The organism is Streptomyces sp. NPDC048523 (assembly GCF_043199815.1).
Classification (GTDB): Bacteria; Actinomycetota; Actinomycetes; order Streptomycetales; family Streptomycetaceae; genus Streptomyces.
The window spans coordinates 60,394-77,272 of the sequence record NZ_JBICWQ010000004.1; the positions used below are offsets into that span (position 1 = coordinate 60,394).

16 protein-coding genes are annotated in these 16,879 nt (G+C 72.0%); 9 read left to right on the forward strand and 7 right to left on the reverse strand.

Translation table 11 applies throughout. The features are described 5' to 3' along the window. The first annotated feature begins 22 nt into the window (after nt 1–22). On the forward strand, nt 23–301 hold the full coding sequence (locus ACGFWE_RS21235) for a type II toxin-antitoxin system Phd/YefM family antitoxin (RefSeq protein WP_352386979.1): 279 nt from the start codon (nt 23–25) through the stop codon (nt 299–301). A gap of 392 nt (nt 302–693) precedes the next feature. On the opposite strand, the gene ACGFWE_RS21240 is transcribed toward ACGFWE_RS21235, so the two are convergent. After that, nucleotides 694–1,680 (reverse strand): ABC transporter permease, encoded by a 987-nt coding sequence (locus ACGFWE_RS21240; RefSeq protein WP_393600904.1) that lies wholly within the window; start codon nt 1,678–1,680, stop codon nt 694–696. A gap of 101 nt (nt 1,681–1,781) precedes the next feature. Between ACGFWE_RS21240 and ACGFWE_RS21245 the strand changes: the two genes are divergently transcribed. The 8 genes from ACGFWE_RS21245 (at nt 1,782) to ACGFWE_RS21280 (ending at nt 8,855) form a co-directional block, all read left to right on the forward strand. Then, nucleotides 1,782–2,411 carry a helix-turn-helix domain-containing protein gene (locus ACGFWE_RS21245; protein ID WP_352386975.1) on the forward strand — a complete coding sequence of 210 codons (630 nt, stop codon included), beginning with the start codon at nt 1,782–1,784 and terminating at the stop codon, nt 2,409–2,411. Between the two features lie 132 nt (nt 2,412–2,543). Further along, nucleotides 2,544–2,846, forward strand: coding sequence for an urease subunit gamma (locus tag ACGFWE_RS21250; protein WP_037710300.1), 303 nt, complete (start codon nt 2,544–2,546; stop codon nt 2,844–2,846). 8 nt (nt 2,847–2,854) lie between these two features. Then, the gene (locus tag ACGFWE_RS21255) at nt 2,855–3,166 is read left to right on the forward strand and encodes an urease subunit beta (RefSeq protein WP_393600907.1); all 312 of its coding nucleotides are present in this window, start codon (nt 2,855–2,857) and stop codon (nt 3,164–3,166) included. Continuing rightward, entirely contained in the window at nt 3,159–4,880 is a 1,722-nt protein-coding gene (locus tag ACGFWE_RS21260) for an urease subunit alpha (RefSeq protein WP_393600909.1), read from the forward strand. The genes ACGFWE_RS21255 and ACGFWE_RS21260 overlap by 8 nt, the downstream gene beginning before the upstream one ends. Beyond that, complete coding sequence (locus ACGFWE_RS21265) at nt 4,880–5,554, forward strand: urease accessory protein UreF (RefSeq protein ID WP_393600911.1); 675 nt, start codon at nt 4,880–4,882, stop codon at nt 5,552–5,554. The genes ACGFWE_RS21260 and ACGFWE_RS21265 overlap by 1 nt, the downstream gene beginning before the upstream one ends. Nucleotides 5,555–5,670: 116 nt before the next feature. Next, nucleotides 5,671–6,348: an urease accessory protein UreG gene (ureG, locus tag ACGFWE_RS21270; protein ID WP_352386967.1), complete on the forward strand. Its 678-nt coding sequence runs from the start codon at nt 5,671–5,673 to the stop codon at nt 6,346–6,348. Next, nucleotides 6,345–7,112 (forward strand): urease accessory protein UreD, encoded by a 768-nt coding sequence (locus ACGFWE_RS21275; RefSeq protein ID WP_352386965.1) that lies wholly within the window; start codon nt 6,345–6,347, stop codon nt 7,110–7,112. Before ureG ends, ACGFWE_RS21275 begins: the two co-directional genes overlap by 4 nt. Before the next feature lie 129 nt (nt 7,113–7,241). Next, nucleotides 7,242–8,855, forward strand: a complete 1,614-nt coding sequence (locus tag ACGFWE_RS21280) for an alpha/beta hydrolase (protein WP_393600914.1) — start codon at nt 7,242–7,244, stop codon at nt 8,853–8,855. A gap of 73 nt (nt 8,856–8,928) precedes the next feature. Here ACGFWE_RS21280 and ACGFWE_RS21285 read toward each other — a convergent pair whose 3' ends face one another. The 6 genes from ACGFWE_RS21285 to ddaH form a co-directional block, all read right to left on the reverse strand. After that, entirely contained in the window at nt 8,929–9,951 is a 1,023-nt protein-coding gene (locus ACGFWE_RS21285; protein ID WP_352387145.1) for an NAD(P)-dependent oxidoreductase, read from the reverse strand. 74 nt (nt 9,952–10,025) lie between these two features. Next, nucleotides 10,026–10,745, reverse strand: coding sequence for a lysophospholipid acyltransferase family protein (locus ACGFWE_RS21290; RefSeq protein WP_352386961.1), 720 nt, complete (start codon nt 10,743–10,745; stop codon nt 10,026–10,028). A 141-nt stretch (nt 10,746–10,886) separates the two neighbouring features. Then, a complete protein-coding gene (locus ACGFWE_RS21295; RefSeq protein ID WP_393600916.1) occupies nt 10,887–12,131 on the reverse strand; it encodes a PP2C family protein-serine/threonine phosphatase in 1,245 nt (414 codons plus the stop codon). Nucleotides 12,132–12,189: 58 nt separating this feature from the next. Continuing rightward, entirely contained in the window at nt 12,190–14,631 is a 2,442-nt protein-coding gene (locus tag ACGFWE_RS21300; RefSeq protein ID WP_393600918.1) for a SpoIIE family protein phosphatase, read from the reverse strand. A 95-nt stretch (nt 14,632–14,726) separates the two neighbouring features. Beyond that, nucleotides 14,727–15,947 (reverse strand): ornithine--oxo-acid transaminase, encoded by a 1,221-nt coding sequence (gene rocD, locus ACGFWE_RS21305; protein ID WP_393600920.1) that lies wholly within the window; start codon nt 15,945–15,947, stop codon nt 14,727–14,729. Then, nucleotides 15,944–16,768 (reverse strand): dimethylargininase, encoded by an 825-nt coding sequence (gene ddaH / locus ACGFWE_RS21310; RefSeq protein WP_393600922.1) that lies wholly within the window; start codon nt 16,766–16,768, stop codon nt 15,944–15,946. Before ddaH ends, rocD begins: the two co-directional genes overlap by 4 nt. Nucleotides 16,769–16,879: the final 111 nt, after the last annotated feature.

Consider the following 16,879-nt stretch of genomic DNA (forward strand, 5'->3'; position numbering starts at 1 on the left):
TACGTGACGTTATGATGGGGGTATGGCGTATGAGATTCCGGTGACGCAAGCCAGGGCTGAACTCGCCGACCTGATCAACCGGGTGGTGTACGGCGGTGAGCGCGTCGTCGTCACACGGCACGGAAAGCCGCTGGTCGCCCTGGTCTCGGCCGCCGACCTCGAACGGCTGGAGGAGTCGCAGGAGCCCGTCGAGGCGCCGGTGATCAGCGCGGTCTCCACCGTGCGGGAGGTCGCGTCCGCTCCTCGCGAACAGCAGCGGTTCGGCATCACGGCGCATCACCGGGGGCGCGGCGCGTCGTAGAGAGGCGGGTGCCCGTGACGGGCCGGGCCGGGACACGGCGGGCGGGTGCGGTCGGCCGACGGGGTGAGTTCGCGTTCGCCGATGGCGGGGGTGCCGCCTCGTAGGGACGCGGATGCCCCCGGCCGTCGGGGCCGGAGGGCACGGGGATCGGGTTCGGTCGGCCGGTGGGAGGGGGCGGGTTCACGCCTGCCGGGGGCGGGTGCGGTGCCTCGTGAAGAGGCGGGTGCGCCCGGCGTCTGGGCCGGGGACGCGGGGGAGTGGATCTGGTCAGCCGATGGGGTGAGTTCGCGTCTGCTCGGTGTTGGGCGTGACGCCTACGAGCGGCGTCGCCGGCGCCGCGGCTCGTAGGGACGCGGGTGACTCCGGCCGTGGGGTCGGGAGCGCGGGTCCGGTCAGTCGACGTGAGCGAGTTCGCGTTCGCCGGCGGTGGGCGTGGTGCCTTTCGAACGGGTCTTCAGCGCGTTCCCCAGCACCACGGCACCCAGACCCAGCGCGGCCCACCAGGTGAGCGTCAGGACCGGACCGGTCGTCGCCGCGCCGTCGAAGAACGACACCGAGCGCAGCAGGGTCGCGCTCGCCCCCGGCGGCAGGCACTGGCCGATCGTGCCCACCGGCTCGGGCAGCAGGTGGGGGGCCGAGGCGGCACCGGAGAACGGGTTGCCGAGGAACATCACCAGGAACCCGACGGCGCCGATCCCCGCGGGGCCGACCAGGGCGGCGAGTCCCGCGACGGCCGCGCTCACCGCCAGCGTCGCCAGGCCCAGCGCCCCCGCCTCCGCCCACCAGTTCCCGGTGAGCGCGCCGAGCCAGCTGTGGGCCAGGGCGGCCGCGACGACGCCCACCAGAGCGGCGCTGAGGATCAGCGCGGTCACGGCGCGCACGCCGCGCAGTCCGAGCAGGGTCACGACCGCGCCCGCGACGATCCCGCTCAGTGCCAGCGGCAGCACGGACGAGCTCAGGGCCGCCCCCCGCGGGTCGGACGCCGGCGTCGGGACGACGTCCACGGTCGTCACCTCGGCGCCGCTCGCCCCGGCCTGCCGGGTCACGGCCTGCTGGAGAAGCTGGGCCACGACCGGGCTCGCGGCCGACGCGGTGAGGAGCTCGGGGCCCTGTGCGGTGGCGACGACGGCGCCGTATACGGTCCGGTCCTCGATCGCCGCCCGTGCGGCCCGCTCGTCGGCGTAGCGGTGGATCTCGAAGGCGCCCGCGTGCTGCCGGAGCTGTTTCTCCACCTGTGCGGTCGCGGCGGCCGGGCCGGCCACGCCGAGCGGCAGGTCGCGAGGGGCGGTACGGGCGGCGGGCCAGGCGAACGCCCACAGGGCCAGGGCGGCGAGCAGCGGCACGAGGACGACGACCCCGAGCAGACGACGGGTGGACATGAGAGTCTCCAAAAAGAAGGATCGTTCGTTTTGGGATTGCTCCCACCGTCCCGCCGTCCCCCCGCCTTGTCAAGAAGGAATGTTCGTTCTACGTTGGCGGCATGGCTCGCGTATCCCAGGCCCACCTCGACGCCCGGCGCCGGCAGATCCTCGACGGTGCGGCGGTCTGCTTCGCCCGTAACGGCTTCCATGCCACGTCGATGCAGGACGTCCTGAAGGAGGCCGATCTCTCGGCCGGGGCCGTGTACCGCTACTTCAGCGGCAAGGAGGAGCTGATCGGCGCGATCGTCGGGGAAGTGCTCGGCCAGGTCCACGAGGGTTTCGAGGAGGCGGCCCGCAGCAGCCCGCCCCCGCCCCCGGACGTCCTGGTGGCGTCCGTGCTAGGCCGTGTCCTCGCCGCCAAGGAGTCCCTGACCGTGGACGGGCGGCCGGCGTTCCCGCGGCTGGTCGTCCAGGTGTGGACCGAGACCCTCCGCAACGAGGAGCTCGCGGCCCTTCTGCGCGAGGGCTACGGCGCCGTGCGCGAGACCTGGACGCGGATCGTCGGGGCGTACCAGGACGCCGGGACGATGCGCTCGGACGTCCCCCCGGAGCACGTGGCCCGCACCATGATGGCGACCGCGATGGGCTTCCTCGCCCAGCAGGCCCTGTTCGGACCGACGCCCGCCGAGGTACTGAGCGACGGTCTGCGGGCGCTGATGAGCATGCGGGACGAAGCCGACACGCGCTGATGGATCACAGCTCGGTTAACGTGCCTGAAACCGGATCCAATTAGCCTGCGGATCCACGCCACCAGGGACTTTGCCCCGGGGCTGAGGCAACCGGGCCCCGCACGGTCCGGAGCGAGGACTGTGAGGTGGGACGTGCAACTGACCCCGCACGAGCAAGAGAGGCTGCTCATCCACGTGGCGGCCGACGTGGCCGAGAAGCGCCGGGCCCGCGGGCTCAGGCTCAACCACCCCGAGGCGGTCGCCCTCATCACGTCACACATCCTCGAAGGCGCGCGTGACGGCCGTACCGTCGCCGAACTCATGGCCTCCGGGCGGACGTTGCTGTCCCGCGACGACGTCATGGAGGGCATCCCCGAGATGATCCACGACGTTCAGGTCGAGGCGACCTTCCCGGACGGCACCAAGCTCGTCACCGTCCACGACCCGATCGTCTAGGGGCACCGATGATTCCCGGAGAGATCCTCTTCGCCGACGGGCCGATCGCCTACAACGAGGGCCGCGAGGTCACCCGGCTGACCGTCCTCAACGCCGCCGACCGGCCCGTCCAGGTCGGCTCCCACTACCACTTCGCCGAGGCCAACCCCGGCCTGGAGTTCGACCGGGCCGCGGCCCGCGGCAAGCGGCTGAACATCGCCGCCGGCACCGCCGTGCGCTTCGAGCCCGGCATCCCGGTCGACGTGGAACTCGTCCCGCTCAGCGGCGCCCGCGTGGTGCCGGGTCTGCGCGGGGAGACCGGAGGTGCCCTCGATGCCTGAGATCTCTCGTGCCGCCTACGCCGACCTGTTCGGCCCCACCACCGGCGACCGCATCCGGCTCGCCGACACCGATCTGCTGATCGAGGTCGAGGAGGACCGGTCCGGCGGCCCCGGGCTCGCCGGTGACGAGGCCGTGTTCGGCGGCGGCAAGGTCATCCGCGAGTCGATGGGCCAGTCGCGTGCCACGCGCGCAGAAGGCACCCCCGACACCGTCATCACAGGCGTGGTCGTCGTCGACCACTGGGGTGTCGTCAAGGCCGACGTCGGCATCCGTGACGGCCGGATCACCGGGATCGGCAAGGCGGGCAACCCCGACACCATGGACGGGGTCCACCCGGACCTGGTGATCGGCCCCGAGACCGAGATCATCGCGGGCAACGGCCGGATCCTGACCGCGGGCGCCATCGACGCTCACGTCCACTTCATCTGCCCGCAGATCGCCGACGAGGCGCTGGCGTCCGGCGTGACCACCCTGGTGGGCGGCGGTACCGGACCCGCCGAGGGCTCCAAGGCCACCACCGTCACCCCCGGCCCCTGGCACCTCGCCCGGATGCTGGAGGCGATGGAGCAGTACCCCCTCAACATCGGCTTCCTCGGCAAGGGCAACACCGTCTCCCACGAGGCGATGCTGTCGCAGATCCGCGGGGGCGCCCTCGGGCTGAAACTGCACGAGGACTGGGGCTCGACCCCGGCCGTCATCGACGCCTCGCTGACCGTCGCCGAGCGGACCGGCATCCAGGTCGCCATCCACACGGACACCCTCAACGAGGCCGGTTTCGTCGGCGACACGCTTGCCGCGATCGCCGGCCGGGGCATCCACGCCTACCACACCGAGGGTGCGGGCGGCGGGCACGCGCCGGACATCATGACCGTGGTCTCCCAGCCGCACGTGCTGCCGAGCTCGACCAACCCGACCCGGCCGTTCACCGTCAACACCGCCGAGGAACACCTCGACATGCTGATGGTGTGCCACCACCTCAACGCGGCGGTGCCGGAGGACCTCGCCTTCGCCGAGTCCCGCATCCGCCCCACGACCATCGGCGCCGAGGACATCCTGCACGACCTGGGCGCCATCTCGATCATCTCCTCCGACTCCCAGGCCATGGGGCGCGTGGGCGAGGTCATCATGCGGACCTGGCAGACCGCCCACGTCATGAAGCGACGCCGGGGCACCCTGCCGGGCGACGGCCGGGCGGACAACCACCGCGTACGGCGCTATGTCGCCAAGTACACGATCAACCCCGCCGTCGCTCAGGGGCTCGCGCACGAGGTGGGGTCGGTGGAGACGGGCAAGCTGGCCGACCTGGTGCTCTGGGAGCCCGCGTTCTTCGGGGTCAAGCCGCATCTCGTGATCAAGGGCGGGCAGATCGCCTACGCGCAGATGGGCGACGCGAACGCCTCCATCCCGACCCCGCAGCCGATCCTTCCCCGGCCGATGTACGGGGCGATCGGGCGGGCACCCTCCTCGAACTCCTTCAACTTCGTGGCGCCGCTCGCCATAGACGACGGGCTTCCGGAGCGGCTCCAGCTCGGGAAGCGGTTCGTGGCCATCGAGTCGACGCGCGGGGTCACCAAGGCCGACATGCGGGAGAACGACGCGCGGCCCGACGTACGGGTGGACCCCGACAGCTTCGCCGTGCACATCGACGGGGAGCTGGTGGAGGCCACACCGGCGGCCGAACTGCCCATGGCCCAGCGTTACTTCCTCTTCTGATGTCCAGGGCTGCGTTGCTCGTCCTGGCCGACGGCCGCTTCCCCGCCGGGGGCCACGCACACTCCGGCGGGGCCGAGGCGGCCGTCAAGGCGGGGCGGATCACCGGGGCGGAGAGCCTGGAGTCCTTCTGCCGGGGCCGGCTGCACACCACGGGGCTGGTGTCGGCGGCGCTGGCCGCGGCGGCCGTACTCGGTGCGGACCCGCGGGAGTTGGACGCGGCGGCGGACGCCCGCACACCGTCGCCCGCTCTGCGGGCCGCCGCGCGGAAACTGGGGCGACAGCTGATGCGGGCGGCCCGGGCGACCTGGCCGTCGGACGAACTCGACGCGGTGGCACGGGAGTTCCCCAAGGGCGCCCACCAGCCCGTCGTGTTGGGGCTGGCGGCACGGGCGGCGGGCCTTGAGGCCGCGGACGCGGCGTACTGCGCGGTGTACGAGAGCGTGAGCGGGCCTTCCAGTGCGACGGTCCGGCTGCTGAGCCTCGACCCCTTTGACGCCACGGCCGTACTCGCCCGGTTGGCACCGGAGTTGGACCGGGTTGCGGATAGGGCGCTGGAGGCAGCGCGGAGGGTTACCGACGAGGGGGTCGACGCATTGCCGTCGGCGTCGGCGCCGCTGCTGGAAATCGGAGCGGAGGTACACGCGGCATGGCCAGTACGCCTGTTCGCGTCATAGGGGCGCTCAGGTGACCCACTCAGGGGCGCGGGGCTGCATCGATATGCGGCTCCGCCGCGTGGGCGCGACCAGCCCCCACTGACCCGCACCCGACCACGAAACCAGAGGAGCCGTACATGCACTTGGACCACCACCACGACGGCCCCGCCGCCGTAAGCGCCGACGCCCACCGACCCGACGGCTCCCACCGAGCCCTGCGTATCGGCTTGGGCGGCCCCGTCGGCTCCGGCAAGACCGCCACCGTCGCCGCCCTCTGCCGGGCCCTGCGCGACGAGTTGTCCCTCGCCGTCGTCACCAACGACATCTACACCCGCGAGGACGCCGAGTTCCTGCTCAGGGAAGCCGTGCTGCCCCCGGAGCGGATCACCGCGGTGGAGACCGGCGCCTGTCCGCACACCGCGATCAGGGACGACATCTCCGCCAATCTGGAAGCCGTCGAGGACCTGGAGGACGAGGTCGGACCCCTGGACCTCATCCTCGTGGAGAGCGGCGGCGACAACCTCACCGCCACCTTCTCCAAGGGCCTGGTGGACGCCCAGATCTTCGTCATCGACGTGGCCGGAGGAGACGACATCCCCAGGAAGGGCGGTCCCGGCGTCACCACCGCCGACCTGCTCATCGTCAACAAGACCGACCTGGCCCCGTACGTCGGCTCCGACCTCGCGCGGATGGCCGCCGACGCCAAGGCCCAGCGCGCCGAACTGCCCGTCGTCTTCCAGTCCCTGCGCAGCGAGGCGGGCGTCACGGCCGTCGCCGACTGGGTGCGGGCGCGGCTCGCCGCGTGGACGGCATGACCGCGGCCGTGACCGGGGTGCGGGCCACCGCGCGGATGGTCGCGCGGGACGACGGCCGCGGCGGCACGGCCCTGCCCGTACTGGAGAGCGACGGGCCACTGGCGCTGCGGCGGACCCGGGGGAGCGGCGCCGAGACGCGGGTCATGCTCGTCGGCGCGATGAGCGGGCCTCTGGGCGGCGACCACTTCACCGTGACGGCCGACATCCAGCAAGGCGCCCGGCTGCGTGTCGGATCGGCCGCCGCCACCATCGCCCTGCCGGGCCAGACCAAGGGCGAGGCTCGCTACGACGTACGGCTCACCGTCGCCGACGGCGGCGAACTGCGCTGGCTGCCCGAGCAGTTGATCTCCGCGGGCGGCAGTGACCTGTACGTCACCACGCGGATCGACCTCGCGGCGACGGGCCGGCTCGTGCTGCGGGAGGAGCAGGTCCTCGGGCGGGTGGGGGAGGAGCCCGGGCGGCTCAGCAGCCGGCTCGTACTGCGCGTCGCGGGCCGGACCGTGCTCGATCAGGAGCTGTCCTGCGGCCCGGGGGCGCCCGGCGGCTGGGACGGCCCGGCCGTGCTCGCGGGGCACCGGGCGGTCGGTCAGCTCCTCGTCGTACGGCCGGAGTTCGCCGACGAGCCGGTCCCGGCGCAGGTCCTCGGCGAGGGCGCCGCCGTCGTGCCGCTCGCCGGACCCGCCGCGCTCGTCACCGCCGTGGCCCCGGACGCCCTGCTGCTGCGCCGGGTGCTGGACGCGGCGCTGCTGACGCTCGCCCCCTAGTCCGCCGAGCGAACAGCTTCTTCCGTTTATCGGATTGGCAAAGAAGCCCGGCAAACCCTGTTCACAGAGACTTCACAACGACGAGGATCCCCGTACGAATTCGAAACGACGTACGGGGAGGGATCCCTCTTGAGGGAGACGAGACCGAAGTGGCGCACGACGGCACTCGGTTCGGCCGGAGTGCTCATCACGGCCACACTGATATCCGGTGCCGTCGCGGCACCCGCGTCCGGCGCCAACACGTCCGACACGACGGCCCGGCACGGACAGGACCGGGAGGCCGTCGGCACCGCGATCGCCGCCGCCCGCGCCGCGAAGGCCGGTATCGACTGGGCGGACTGCCCCGCCGACTGGGGGATCGCCAAGCCGGTCCAGTGCGGCTGGGTCAGCGTGCCGCTGGACTACGCCAAGCCGAACGGCAAGCAGATCAAGCTCGCCGTCGATCACATCGGCAACACCGGCACCGCGGCGGAGCGCCAGGGCGCCCTCGTCTACAACCCGGGCGGACCCGGTGGCTCGGGCATGCGCTTCCCGCTCCGTGTCACCAACAAGAACCCGATCTGGGCCAACGCGGCCAAGGCGTACGACTTCGTGGGCTTCGACCCGCGCGGCGTCGGCCACTCCGCGCCCATCTCCTGCATGGACCCGCAGGAGTTCGTGAAGGCGCCCAAGGCCGACCCGGTGCCGGACTCCGAGGCCGACAAGCGCGCCCAGCGCAAGCTGGCCCGTGAGTACGCCGAGGGCTGCGCCGAGCGCACCGGCAAGGCGATGCTCCAGCAGATGACCACGCCCAACACCGTGCGCGACCTGGACGTCATCCGTGCCGCGCTGGGCGAGAAGAAGCTCAACTACCTGGGCGTCTCCTACGGCACCTACATCGGCGCCGTCTACGGCACGATGTTCCCGGGCCACGTCCGCCGCATGGTCGTCGACAGCGTCGTCAACCCGTCGAAGGAGAAGGTCTGGTACGAGGCCAACCTCGACCAGGACATCGCCTTCGAGGGCCGCTGGAAGGACTGGGAGGACTGGGTCGCCGCCAACGACGCCGCCTTCCACCTCGGCACCACCCGGGCCGCGGTCGAGGCGAAGTGGCTCGAACTGCGCGCCACCGCCAAGAAGAACCCCATCGGCGGGGTCGTCGGCCCGGCCGAGCTGATCGGCTTCTTCCAGAGCGCCCCGTACTACGACTCCTCGTGGGTGCCGGTCGCGACGGTGTTCAGCAAGTACGTCGCCGGTGACACCCAGGCGCTCGTCGACGCGGCCGCCCCGGACCTCACCGACACCGCGGGCAACATCTCCTCGGAGAACGGCACCGCCGTCTACACGGCCGTCGAGTGCACCGACGCCAAGTGGCCCACCAGCTGGAAGAAGTGGGACCGCGACAACACCGCGCTCCACAAGAAGTACCCGTTCATGACCTGGGCCAACGCCTGGCTGAACCTGCCCTGCGCCACCTGGCCGGTCAAGCAGCAGACCCCGGTGAACGTCAGGACCGGCAAGGGGCTGCCCGGCGTGCTGATCGTGCAGTCCGAGCGTGACGCGGCCACCCCGTACGACGGCGGCGTCGAACTGCACAAGCGCTTCAAGGGCTCCCGCCTGATCACCGAGAAGGACGCGGGCTCGCACGGTGTGACCGGCCTGGTCAACCCGTGCATCAACCCGCGGGTGGACGCCTACCTGCTCACCGGCAAGCTGGACAAGACCGACGTGACGTGCGCGCCGCACGCCACACCCAAGCCGTAGCACGTAGCACGTAGCACGCACCACGGGGCAAGGCGGCCGGAGCCACCGGCCGCCTTTTCTCATGCGCTGATTCTCATGCGCCGAGCGAGTCGAGATACGCGTCCTCCGCCGCGTAGTCGAAGAGGTCGCCGTACGTCTGGAACATCTTCGGGTACGCCTCCCGCCAGTCCCGCCCGGCCAGCTGCGCCTCGATCCAGGCGACGGTCTCCGGCAGCCGGTCCGCGTACCGCACCACGGCCCGGTAGCCCAACTCCCGTTCCGCGGCGGACATGTCGCAGACGACTGGCACCGGCACCGACCACGGAGTGTCGCCCACGGCCGACGACGGTGGCGGCCCGTCCAGCAGGACCGTCTCGGTCTGCACGCCCATGACGGCGTCGATCGCGGCGGCGATCTCCGCCACCGTCGGGGCGTCCGGATCGACGGCGTTCAGGGCCCGGGTCCCCGGCCTCTCGGCCGCGAGCCGGATCAGCTCCGCGATGTTGTGGACGCCCGCGGTATGGAAGCGGCTCTTGCCGCCGAAGGGGAGAACGCGCCGGGTCCGGCCGTCCAGGTTGCGTTTGACGAAGTAGAGCTCGCGCGGTGTCCGGCAGTGCGGTCCGTGGATCGCGCCGGCCCGCAGCAGCGTGGTGGGCAACCGCTCCCCGGCCGCGAGGAGTTCACGCTCGAGCCCCGCCTTGCGGGTGCTGTACGAGGTGTCGCCCGGCGTGACGGTCCGCTGGTCCTCGGTCAGGGGCACCGGATACTCCGGGAAGCCGTCCGGCTCCTCCTGGGTGTCGAAGCCCCGGCCCTTGTCGTCCTCGTACACCGACACACTGGAGATCACCACGGCCGAGCCCACACGGCCGGCCAGCGACACCAACTGCCGTGCGTGCGCGGGGCCGTAGGCGACCATGTCCACCAGGACCTCGCAGCCCTCGCCCACCGCGGCGGCCAGCGCGGCCTCGTCGGCCCGGTCGGCCCGCGCGGTACGCACCTCGGCGGGCCAGCTCTCGTCCCGTCCGCCGCCCCGGGAGACGGCCGTCACCTCCCAGCCGTCCCGGGCCAGCGCGCCCACGGCCGCCCGCCCGATCTGTCCCGTCGCTCCGACCACCACAGCACGTCGTGTCATGCGGCGACCGTACGGCGCTCACCCCCTCGTCCTCCAGGGGGTTCTGCCGACGGCAGACCTCAACCCAACGGCAGCCGCGGGAACTTGCGCTCCTTGGCCGCGGCGGTCTCCTCGGCCTTCACCACGGCCGCGTACTGGTCGACGTACTCCTGGCCGGACAGCTTCAGGATGGCGTACATGATCTCGTCGGTGATCGCCCGAAGGATCGCCTTCTCGTTCTCCATCCCGGCGTAGCGGGAGAAGTCCAGCGGCTTGCCGAAGCGGATCACCACGGGATGGATGTTGGGGATGACCTTGCCGGGCGGCTGGGCCTCGAAGGTGCCGATCATCGCGCAGGGGATGACCGGAACCTGCGCCCTGAGCGCCATCACCGCGACGCCGACCTTGCCCTTGTAGAGACGGCCGTCGTGGGAGCGGGTGCCCTCCGGGTAGATGCCGAGCAGTTCGTCCTTGCTCAGCACACCGAGCCCCTCGCGGATGGCGGCCTGACCCGCTTCCTTGCCGGAGCGGTCGACCGGGATCTGCCCGGCGCTGCGGAAGAAGAAGGCGGTCAGCCGGCCCTTGACGCCGGGGCCGGTGAAGTACTCGGCCTTCGCCAGGAAGGTGATGCGCCGCTTGAGCACCGCGGGCATCAGGAAGTGGTCGGAGAAGGAGAGGTGGTTCCCGGCAACGATGGCCGCACCCGACTCCGGGATGTGCTCCAGACCTTCTATTCGGGGCCGGAAGACCAGTCTCAGCAACGGCCCCAACAGCACGTATTTGAGCAGGTAGTAGAACAAGAGGGGGCGCTCCTCGGTCGGGCGGACGGCTCAACTCCGCGTTCTGGCTGGTCAACCGGCGTGAGGCGGGGCTGTCAGTGTAGGCGCAGGCGGCGACGCCCGGAACAGGACGAGGAGAGGTCTCACCGGACCTTGGCCTGTTCACAGCCGTACGATCACCAACGCCGTGTCGTCCGTGGCGCCGCCGGGCGGGAGCAGCTCCAGCAGGACCGCGTCGGCGAGGGTCTCGGGGTCGTCCTCGCGGTGCCGGGCGAGGGAGTCGGCGAGCCGGGCGAGCCCCGTGTCGATGTCCTCGCGGCGCCGCTCCACCAGGCCGTCGGTGTACAGCGCGAGGGTGGCGCCGCTGGTGAAGCTGGTCGCGGCCTGCGGCCGGGGCATCGGATCGGGGCGGGCGTCGAGCGGCGGGTCGGTCGCCCTGTCCAGGCACTCCACCCGGCCGTCGGGGTGCACCAGCATCGGCGGCGGGTGCCCCGCGCTGCTGTAGGTGATGGTGCGGTGGTCGAGGTCGATGAAGGTGGTGACCGCCGTGGCCGACTCGGCACCGTCGACGACATGGGCGTACCGGCCCAGCACGTCCAGGGCCTGACCGGGCCCCGCGGCGACCCGGGAGGCGGCGCTCAGGGCGCTGCGCAGCTGCCCCATCACCCCGGCGGCCGCGAGACCGTGGCCCACCACGTCACCGACCGAGACACCGACGCGGTGCCCGCCCACCAGGTCGACCAGGTCGTACCAGTCCCCGCACACGTGCAGCGCGCCGACCGCCGGCCGGTAGCGCACGGCGGCCCGGTGGTGCAAGGTCTGCCTGCCGGTGGGCAGCATGGCGTCCTGAAGGGCGAGGGCGACCTCGCGGTCACGGGCGTGGGCCTGCCGCAAGCGGTCGTTGACGTCCTGGAGTTCACGGGCGCGGGTGTAGAGCTCGGCCTCCAGGACGCGGTTCTGGCCGGTGCTCGGGCCGCCGCGGGCCCGGATCAGCTCGGTGACCTCCTCGACCCGGTGCACGAGCAGCCGGACCTTGCCGTCCGTGTCGAGCACCGGCGCGTTGCAGGGGCTCCAGTAGCGCTCCTCCCACGCCCCCGGCCGACCAGGCGCCTCGACGTCGTAGCGCTGCAGGGCCATGGAGTCGCGCTCCCCGGTCTCCAGCACCCGGCGCAGGGAGGTGGCCAGATTGCGCATGCCGGTCGACGCGGGTTCGTTCGGGTTGTCCGGGAAGACGTCGAAGAGGTAGTGGCCCACGACCTGTTCGCGCCGGCGCCCGGTCGTGCGCAGGAACTCCTCGTTGACGTCCGCGTACACCAGGTCGGGCGTGAGCAGCGCGACCATGCCGGGCAGGGCCTGGAACACGGCTGGGTAGTCGATGGAGTCGGTGTCGCTGGGTATGTCGCTCATGGCTGCCGCCTCCCTGCCGGGACTGCCCTATTTTCCCACGGTATGCGGGGTCCGGCGGTCAGTCCGGCGGATCCGCGAGGGACTGCTCGGCCCAGATGATCTTTCCGTCGGGTACGAACCGGGTGCCCCAGCGCCGGGCGAACTGGGAGACCAGCAGCAGTCCCCGGCCGCCCTCGTCGGTGGTGCGCGGATGGCGCAGATGGGGCGCGGTGTCCCCGCTGTCGAACACCTCGCAGATCAGGGACCGCTCACGGATCAGCCGGAGCCGGATCGGGCCGACGGCGTAGCGGATGGCGTTGGTGACCAGTTCGCTGACGACCAGCTCCGTGGTGAAGGCGAACTCCTCCAGGCCCCACTCCGTCAGCTGCCGGGACGCCGTCTTGCGGGCCTCGGCGACCCGGGCCGGGTCGACGGGCACGTCCCAGTCCGCGACCTGGTCGGGGCCCAGCAGCCGGGTGCGGGCCATGAGCAGGGCCACGTCGTCGTACGGCCGGTCCGGGGCCAGGGCGTCGACCACGGAGCGGCAGCGCAGGTCGAGCGAGGACGCGGGCCTCTCCAGGGCCTCGCGCAGCCGGTTGCGGCCCGCGTCCACGGCCCACTCCTCGCCGCGGGCGAGCAGCCCGTCGGTGTGCAGCGCCAGGGTGCTGCCCTCGGCCAGGGCCACCTCGACCGACTCGAAGGGCGGACCGCCGACGCCGAGCGAGGGCCCCTGCGGCAGGTCCACGAAGGCGACCGTGCCGTCGGGCAGGATCACGGCGGGCCCGGGATGGCCGGCGGCGGCCATCGTGCACTGCCCGTCGACCGGGTCGTAGACGACGTACACGCACCCGGAGCCCCGGGCGCTGTCGGTGTCCTCCGTCTCCGGCCCCGCCCCCTCCTCACGCGCCGCCCGGGCGACCAGGTCGTCCAGATGACCCAGCACCTCCTCGGGCGGCAGATCCAGCGCCGCCAGCGTCCGAACGGCGGTCCGCAGCCGGCCCATGGCCGCGGCGGCGCCGATCCCGTGCCCGGGCGCCTCGCCGACCACGAGGGCGACCCGGGCGCCGGAGAGCGGGATGAGGTCGTACCAGTCCCCGCCGAGGCCGGTCAGCTCGTCGGCGGGGCGGTAGCAGGCGGTCACCTCGACGGCGTCCTGCTCGGGCAGCCGGTGGGGGAGCAGACTGCGCTGCAGGACGAGCGCCGCCTCGCGTTCCCGTGTGTAGCGCCAGGCGTTGTCGACGCAGACGGCGGCCCTGGAGACGAGGTCCTCGGCGAGGTTCAGATCGTCCTCGTCGAAGGGTTCCTGGCGGCGCCTGCGGAAGAAGGTGGCGACGCCCAGGGTGACGCCCCGCGCGCGGATCGGCACGACCAGCACGCTGTGCAGGCCCAGCTCCAGGAAGGTCGCCCGGCGGTCGCCCGGGATCCCGGTCGCCCACTCCGCGGCCAGCGGGTCCAGTCGCTCCTCCCGCCAGGGCGTGCCCTCGGCCAGACACCGCAGCGGGGGCGACCCGGGCCGGTAGGCGGCCACCTCGCCGATCTCGACGACGGCCTCGGGGACGCCCTCGTTCACCGACTGCTGCCCGGCCCGCAGCAGTGTCACGTCCGCGGTGGGTTCCGCTCCCCGCAGCACCGACTCCAGCAGGTCCACGGTGAGGTAGTCGGCGAGCGCCGGTACGGCCACGTCGGCCAGCTCCTGCGCGGTGCGCCGGATGTCCAGGCTGCGGCCGATGTACTCGCCGGCCCGGTCGAGCAGGGCGAGGCGCTGCCGGGCCCGGTGCCGCTCGGTGATGTCGACGACCGTGTAGTAGACGCCCATCGGGTGACCCCGGTCGTCGTCGATCCTGGTGAACGACATCGTGTGCGCGGTCTCGCGGTGCGGGGCCGAGCGCACCCGACCGACGTGCTCGTACTCAACGATCGGCTCACCGGTCTCCAGCACGCGCCGCATCTGCGCCTCTATCGCCTCGGCGTCCAGACCCGGCTGGATCTCCGCGAACCGCAGTCCGAGGCGCCGCTGGGCCGGGGCGCTGCCGAACTGCTCCAGCGCCGGGTTGGACCACACGCAGCGCAGGTCCGTGTCCACGATCGCGATGCCGATGGGCGACCGGGTGACCATCTGTTCCAGGACGCGGCGGCTCATGTCCCAGCCGGGTGCCTGCGCCATCTCGGAGAGCAGGACCAGCCAGCGTTCCGAGTGGTCTGAGTCGTCGGAGTTCTCGGCCACCGTGATCCGGACCATGACCGGGACCGGCCGGCCGTGTTTGTGCAGGGCGGTCAGCAGCCCCGCCCAGCTGCCGTCGGCCCGGCAGCGCTCGGTGATCTCCGGCAGCCGGCGGGCGTCCTCGGGGGCGAGAAGGGCCGCGACGCTCTGTCCCACGGCCTCGGTGGCGGGGTAGTCCAGCAGGCGCTCGGCGTCCCTGGTCCAGCCGGTCACCGTGCCGTGGGCGTCGAGCAGCAGGGGCGCGGCATCGGCCACGTCGAACCGGTGCCGCGCGGTGTCGTGCTCCTCCTGAGCGCCCACGGCCGACCTCTCTGTCGCTGAGAGTGGTCTATCACCTCTTCGTCACATCTTCACCCGGTGTGGTGGAGTGCGCGGCCGGGGAGAAGCGGGTGAACCTACCGCCTCAGTACCCCTTCCAGCACTCCCAGTGCCGATCGCAGTTCCTCCGCCGTGATCGTCAGCGGGGGTGCCAGGCGGATCGTCGAGCCGTGGGTGTCCTTGACCAGAACACCCTCGTGCATCAGCAGCTTGCTCACCTCGCGGCCCGTGCCGAGGGACGGGTCGATGTCCACGCCGGCCCACAGACCCCGGGCACGGAAGCCGACGACCCCCTTGCCGACCAGGTCCGCCAGACCGTCCCGCAGGACCGCCCCCAGCTCGGCCGCCCGGCGCTGGAACTCGCCCGTCTCCAGGAGCTCGACCACCGCCGTGCCCACCGCCGCCGCCAGCGGGTTGCCGCCGAAGGTCGAGCCGTGTTCGCCCGGGCGCAGTACGCCGAGGACGTCCCGGCGGGCGACCACCGCCGAGACCGGGACGATGCCGCCGCCCAGCGCCTTGCCCAGGAGCAGGACGTCGGGGACGACCCCCTCGTGCTCGACGGCCAGCGTGCGGCCCGTGCGGCCGAGGCCCGACTGGATCTCGTCGGCGATGAACAGGCAGCCCTTGCGGCGGGTGAGCTCGCGGACGCCGGTCAGATAGCCGTCGTCCGGGATGACCACGCCCGCCTCGCCCTGGATGGGTTCGAGGAGGACCGCGGCCGTCGTCTCGTCGATCGCCGCTTCCAGCGCCGCGAGGTCGTTGTAGGGGACGATCCGGAAACCCGGGGTGAAGGGGCCGAAGCCGGCCCTCGCGGTCTCGTCGGTGGAGAACGACACGATCGTCGTCGTACGGCCGTGGAAGTTCTCCGCCGCCACCACGATCGTCGCCCGGTCGGCCGGGACGCCCTTGACCTCGTACGCCCACTTGCGGGCCACCTTGATGCCGCTCTCCACCGCCTCCGCGCCGGTGTTCATCGGCAGCACCATGTCCAGGCCGGTCAGCTCGGCCAGGCGCTCCGCGAACTCGGCGAGGCGGTCGTTGTGGAAGGCCCGGGAGGTCAGCGTCAGGCGGTCCAGCTGCCGGTGCGCGGCCTCGATCAGCGCCGGGTGGCGGTGGCCGAAGTTCAGGGCGGAGTACCCGGCCAGCATGTCGAGGTAGCGGCGGCCCTCCACGTCCTCGACCCAGCTGCCCTCGGCCCGGGCGACGACCACGGGCAGCGGGTGGTAGTTGTGCGCGAGGACCGGTTCCTCGGCGCTGATGAGATCGGCGGAGGAACGCGTGCCTACGGGTGCGGTCATGAGCGGATCTCCTGGGTGCAGCACTTGATGCCACCGCCGGCCTTGTGGAACTCGGAGAGGTCGACGGGGACGGGGACATAACCGTGGTCGTCGAGGCGCAGGGCGAGGGCCTCGGCCTGCGGGGCGATGAAGACGTGCCGGCCGTCGGACACGGAGTTCAGACCGAACGCCATCGCGTCGTCGCGGGTCGCGAGCACCGCGTCCGGGTACAGCTGGGCGAGTACCGCGCGGCTGCCCGGCGAAAAGGCCTCGGGGTAATAGACGATGTTGTTGCCGCCCTCGGAGTCGTCGAGGACGAACAGCGCGGTGTCCAGGTGGTAGAAGTGCGGGTCCACCAGCGTCAGGCTGATCACCGGGTGCCCGAAGAACTCCTGGACCTCGCGGTGCGCCTCCCGGGTCGTGCGGAACCCGGTGCCGGCCAGCACGTACCGGCCCGTCCAGACGAGATCGCCCTCGCCCTCGCAGACCGACCCGGGGCGCCGGACCTCGTAGCCCGCCTTCTTGAACCACAGGTCGTAGTGCGTGGACTCGGGGCGCCGCTGCGGCGCGTGGAAGAGGGAGCCGAAGACGCGGCCGCCGACGACGACCGCCGAGTTCGCCGCGAAGACCATGTCCGGGAGACCGGCAACCGGCTCCACGGCGTCGACGCTGTGCCCGTGGTCCTCGTAGGCGCGGATCAGGGTCCGCCACTGCTCCTGCGCGAGGTCCACGTCGACATGGGTGTCGGGATGCATCCAGGGATTGATCGCGTACTGCACGGCGAAGTGTCTGGGTTCGCAGACGAGGAATCGCCGCCGGCGCGGCACACGGGGGTCGGACACAGAGGGGTTCCTCCGCTTCCTGCGGTGTCGACTGAGGGTTGACACCACGGTAGAAAACGGGCGGCAGGCCCGACAAGCAACAAGAATTGCGTGTCTGTGCAGGAACGCTGC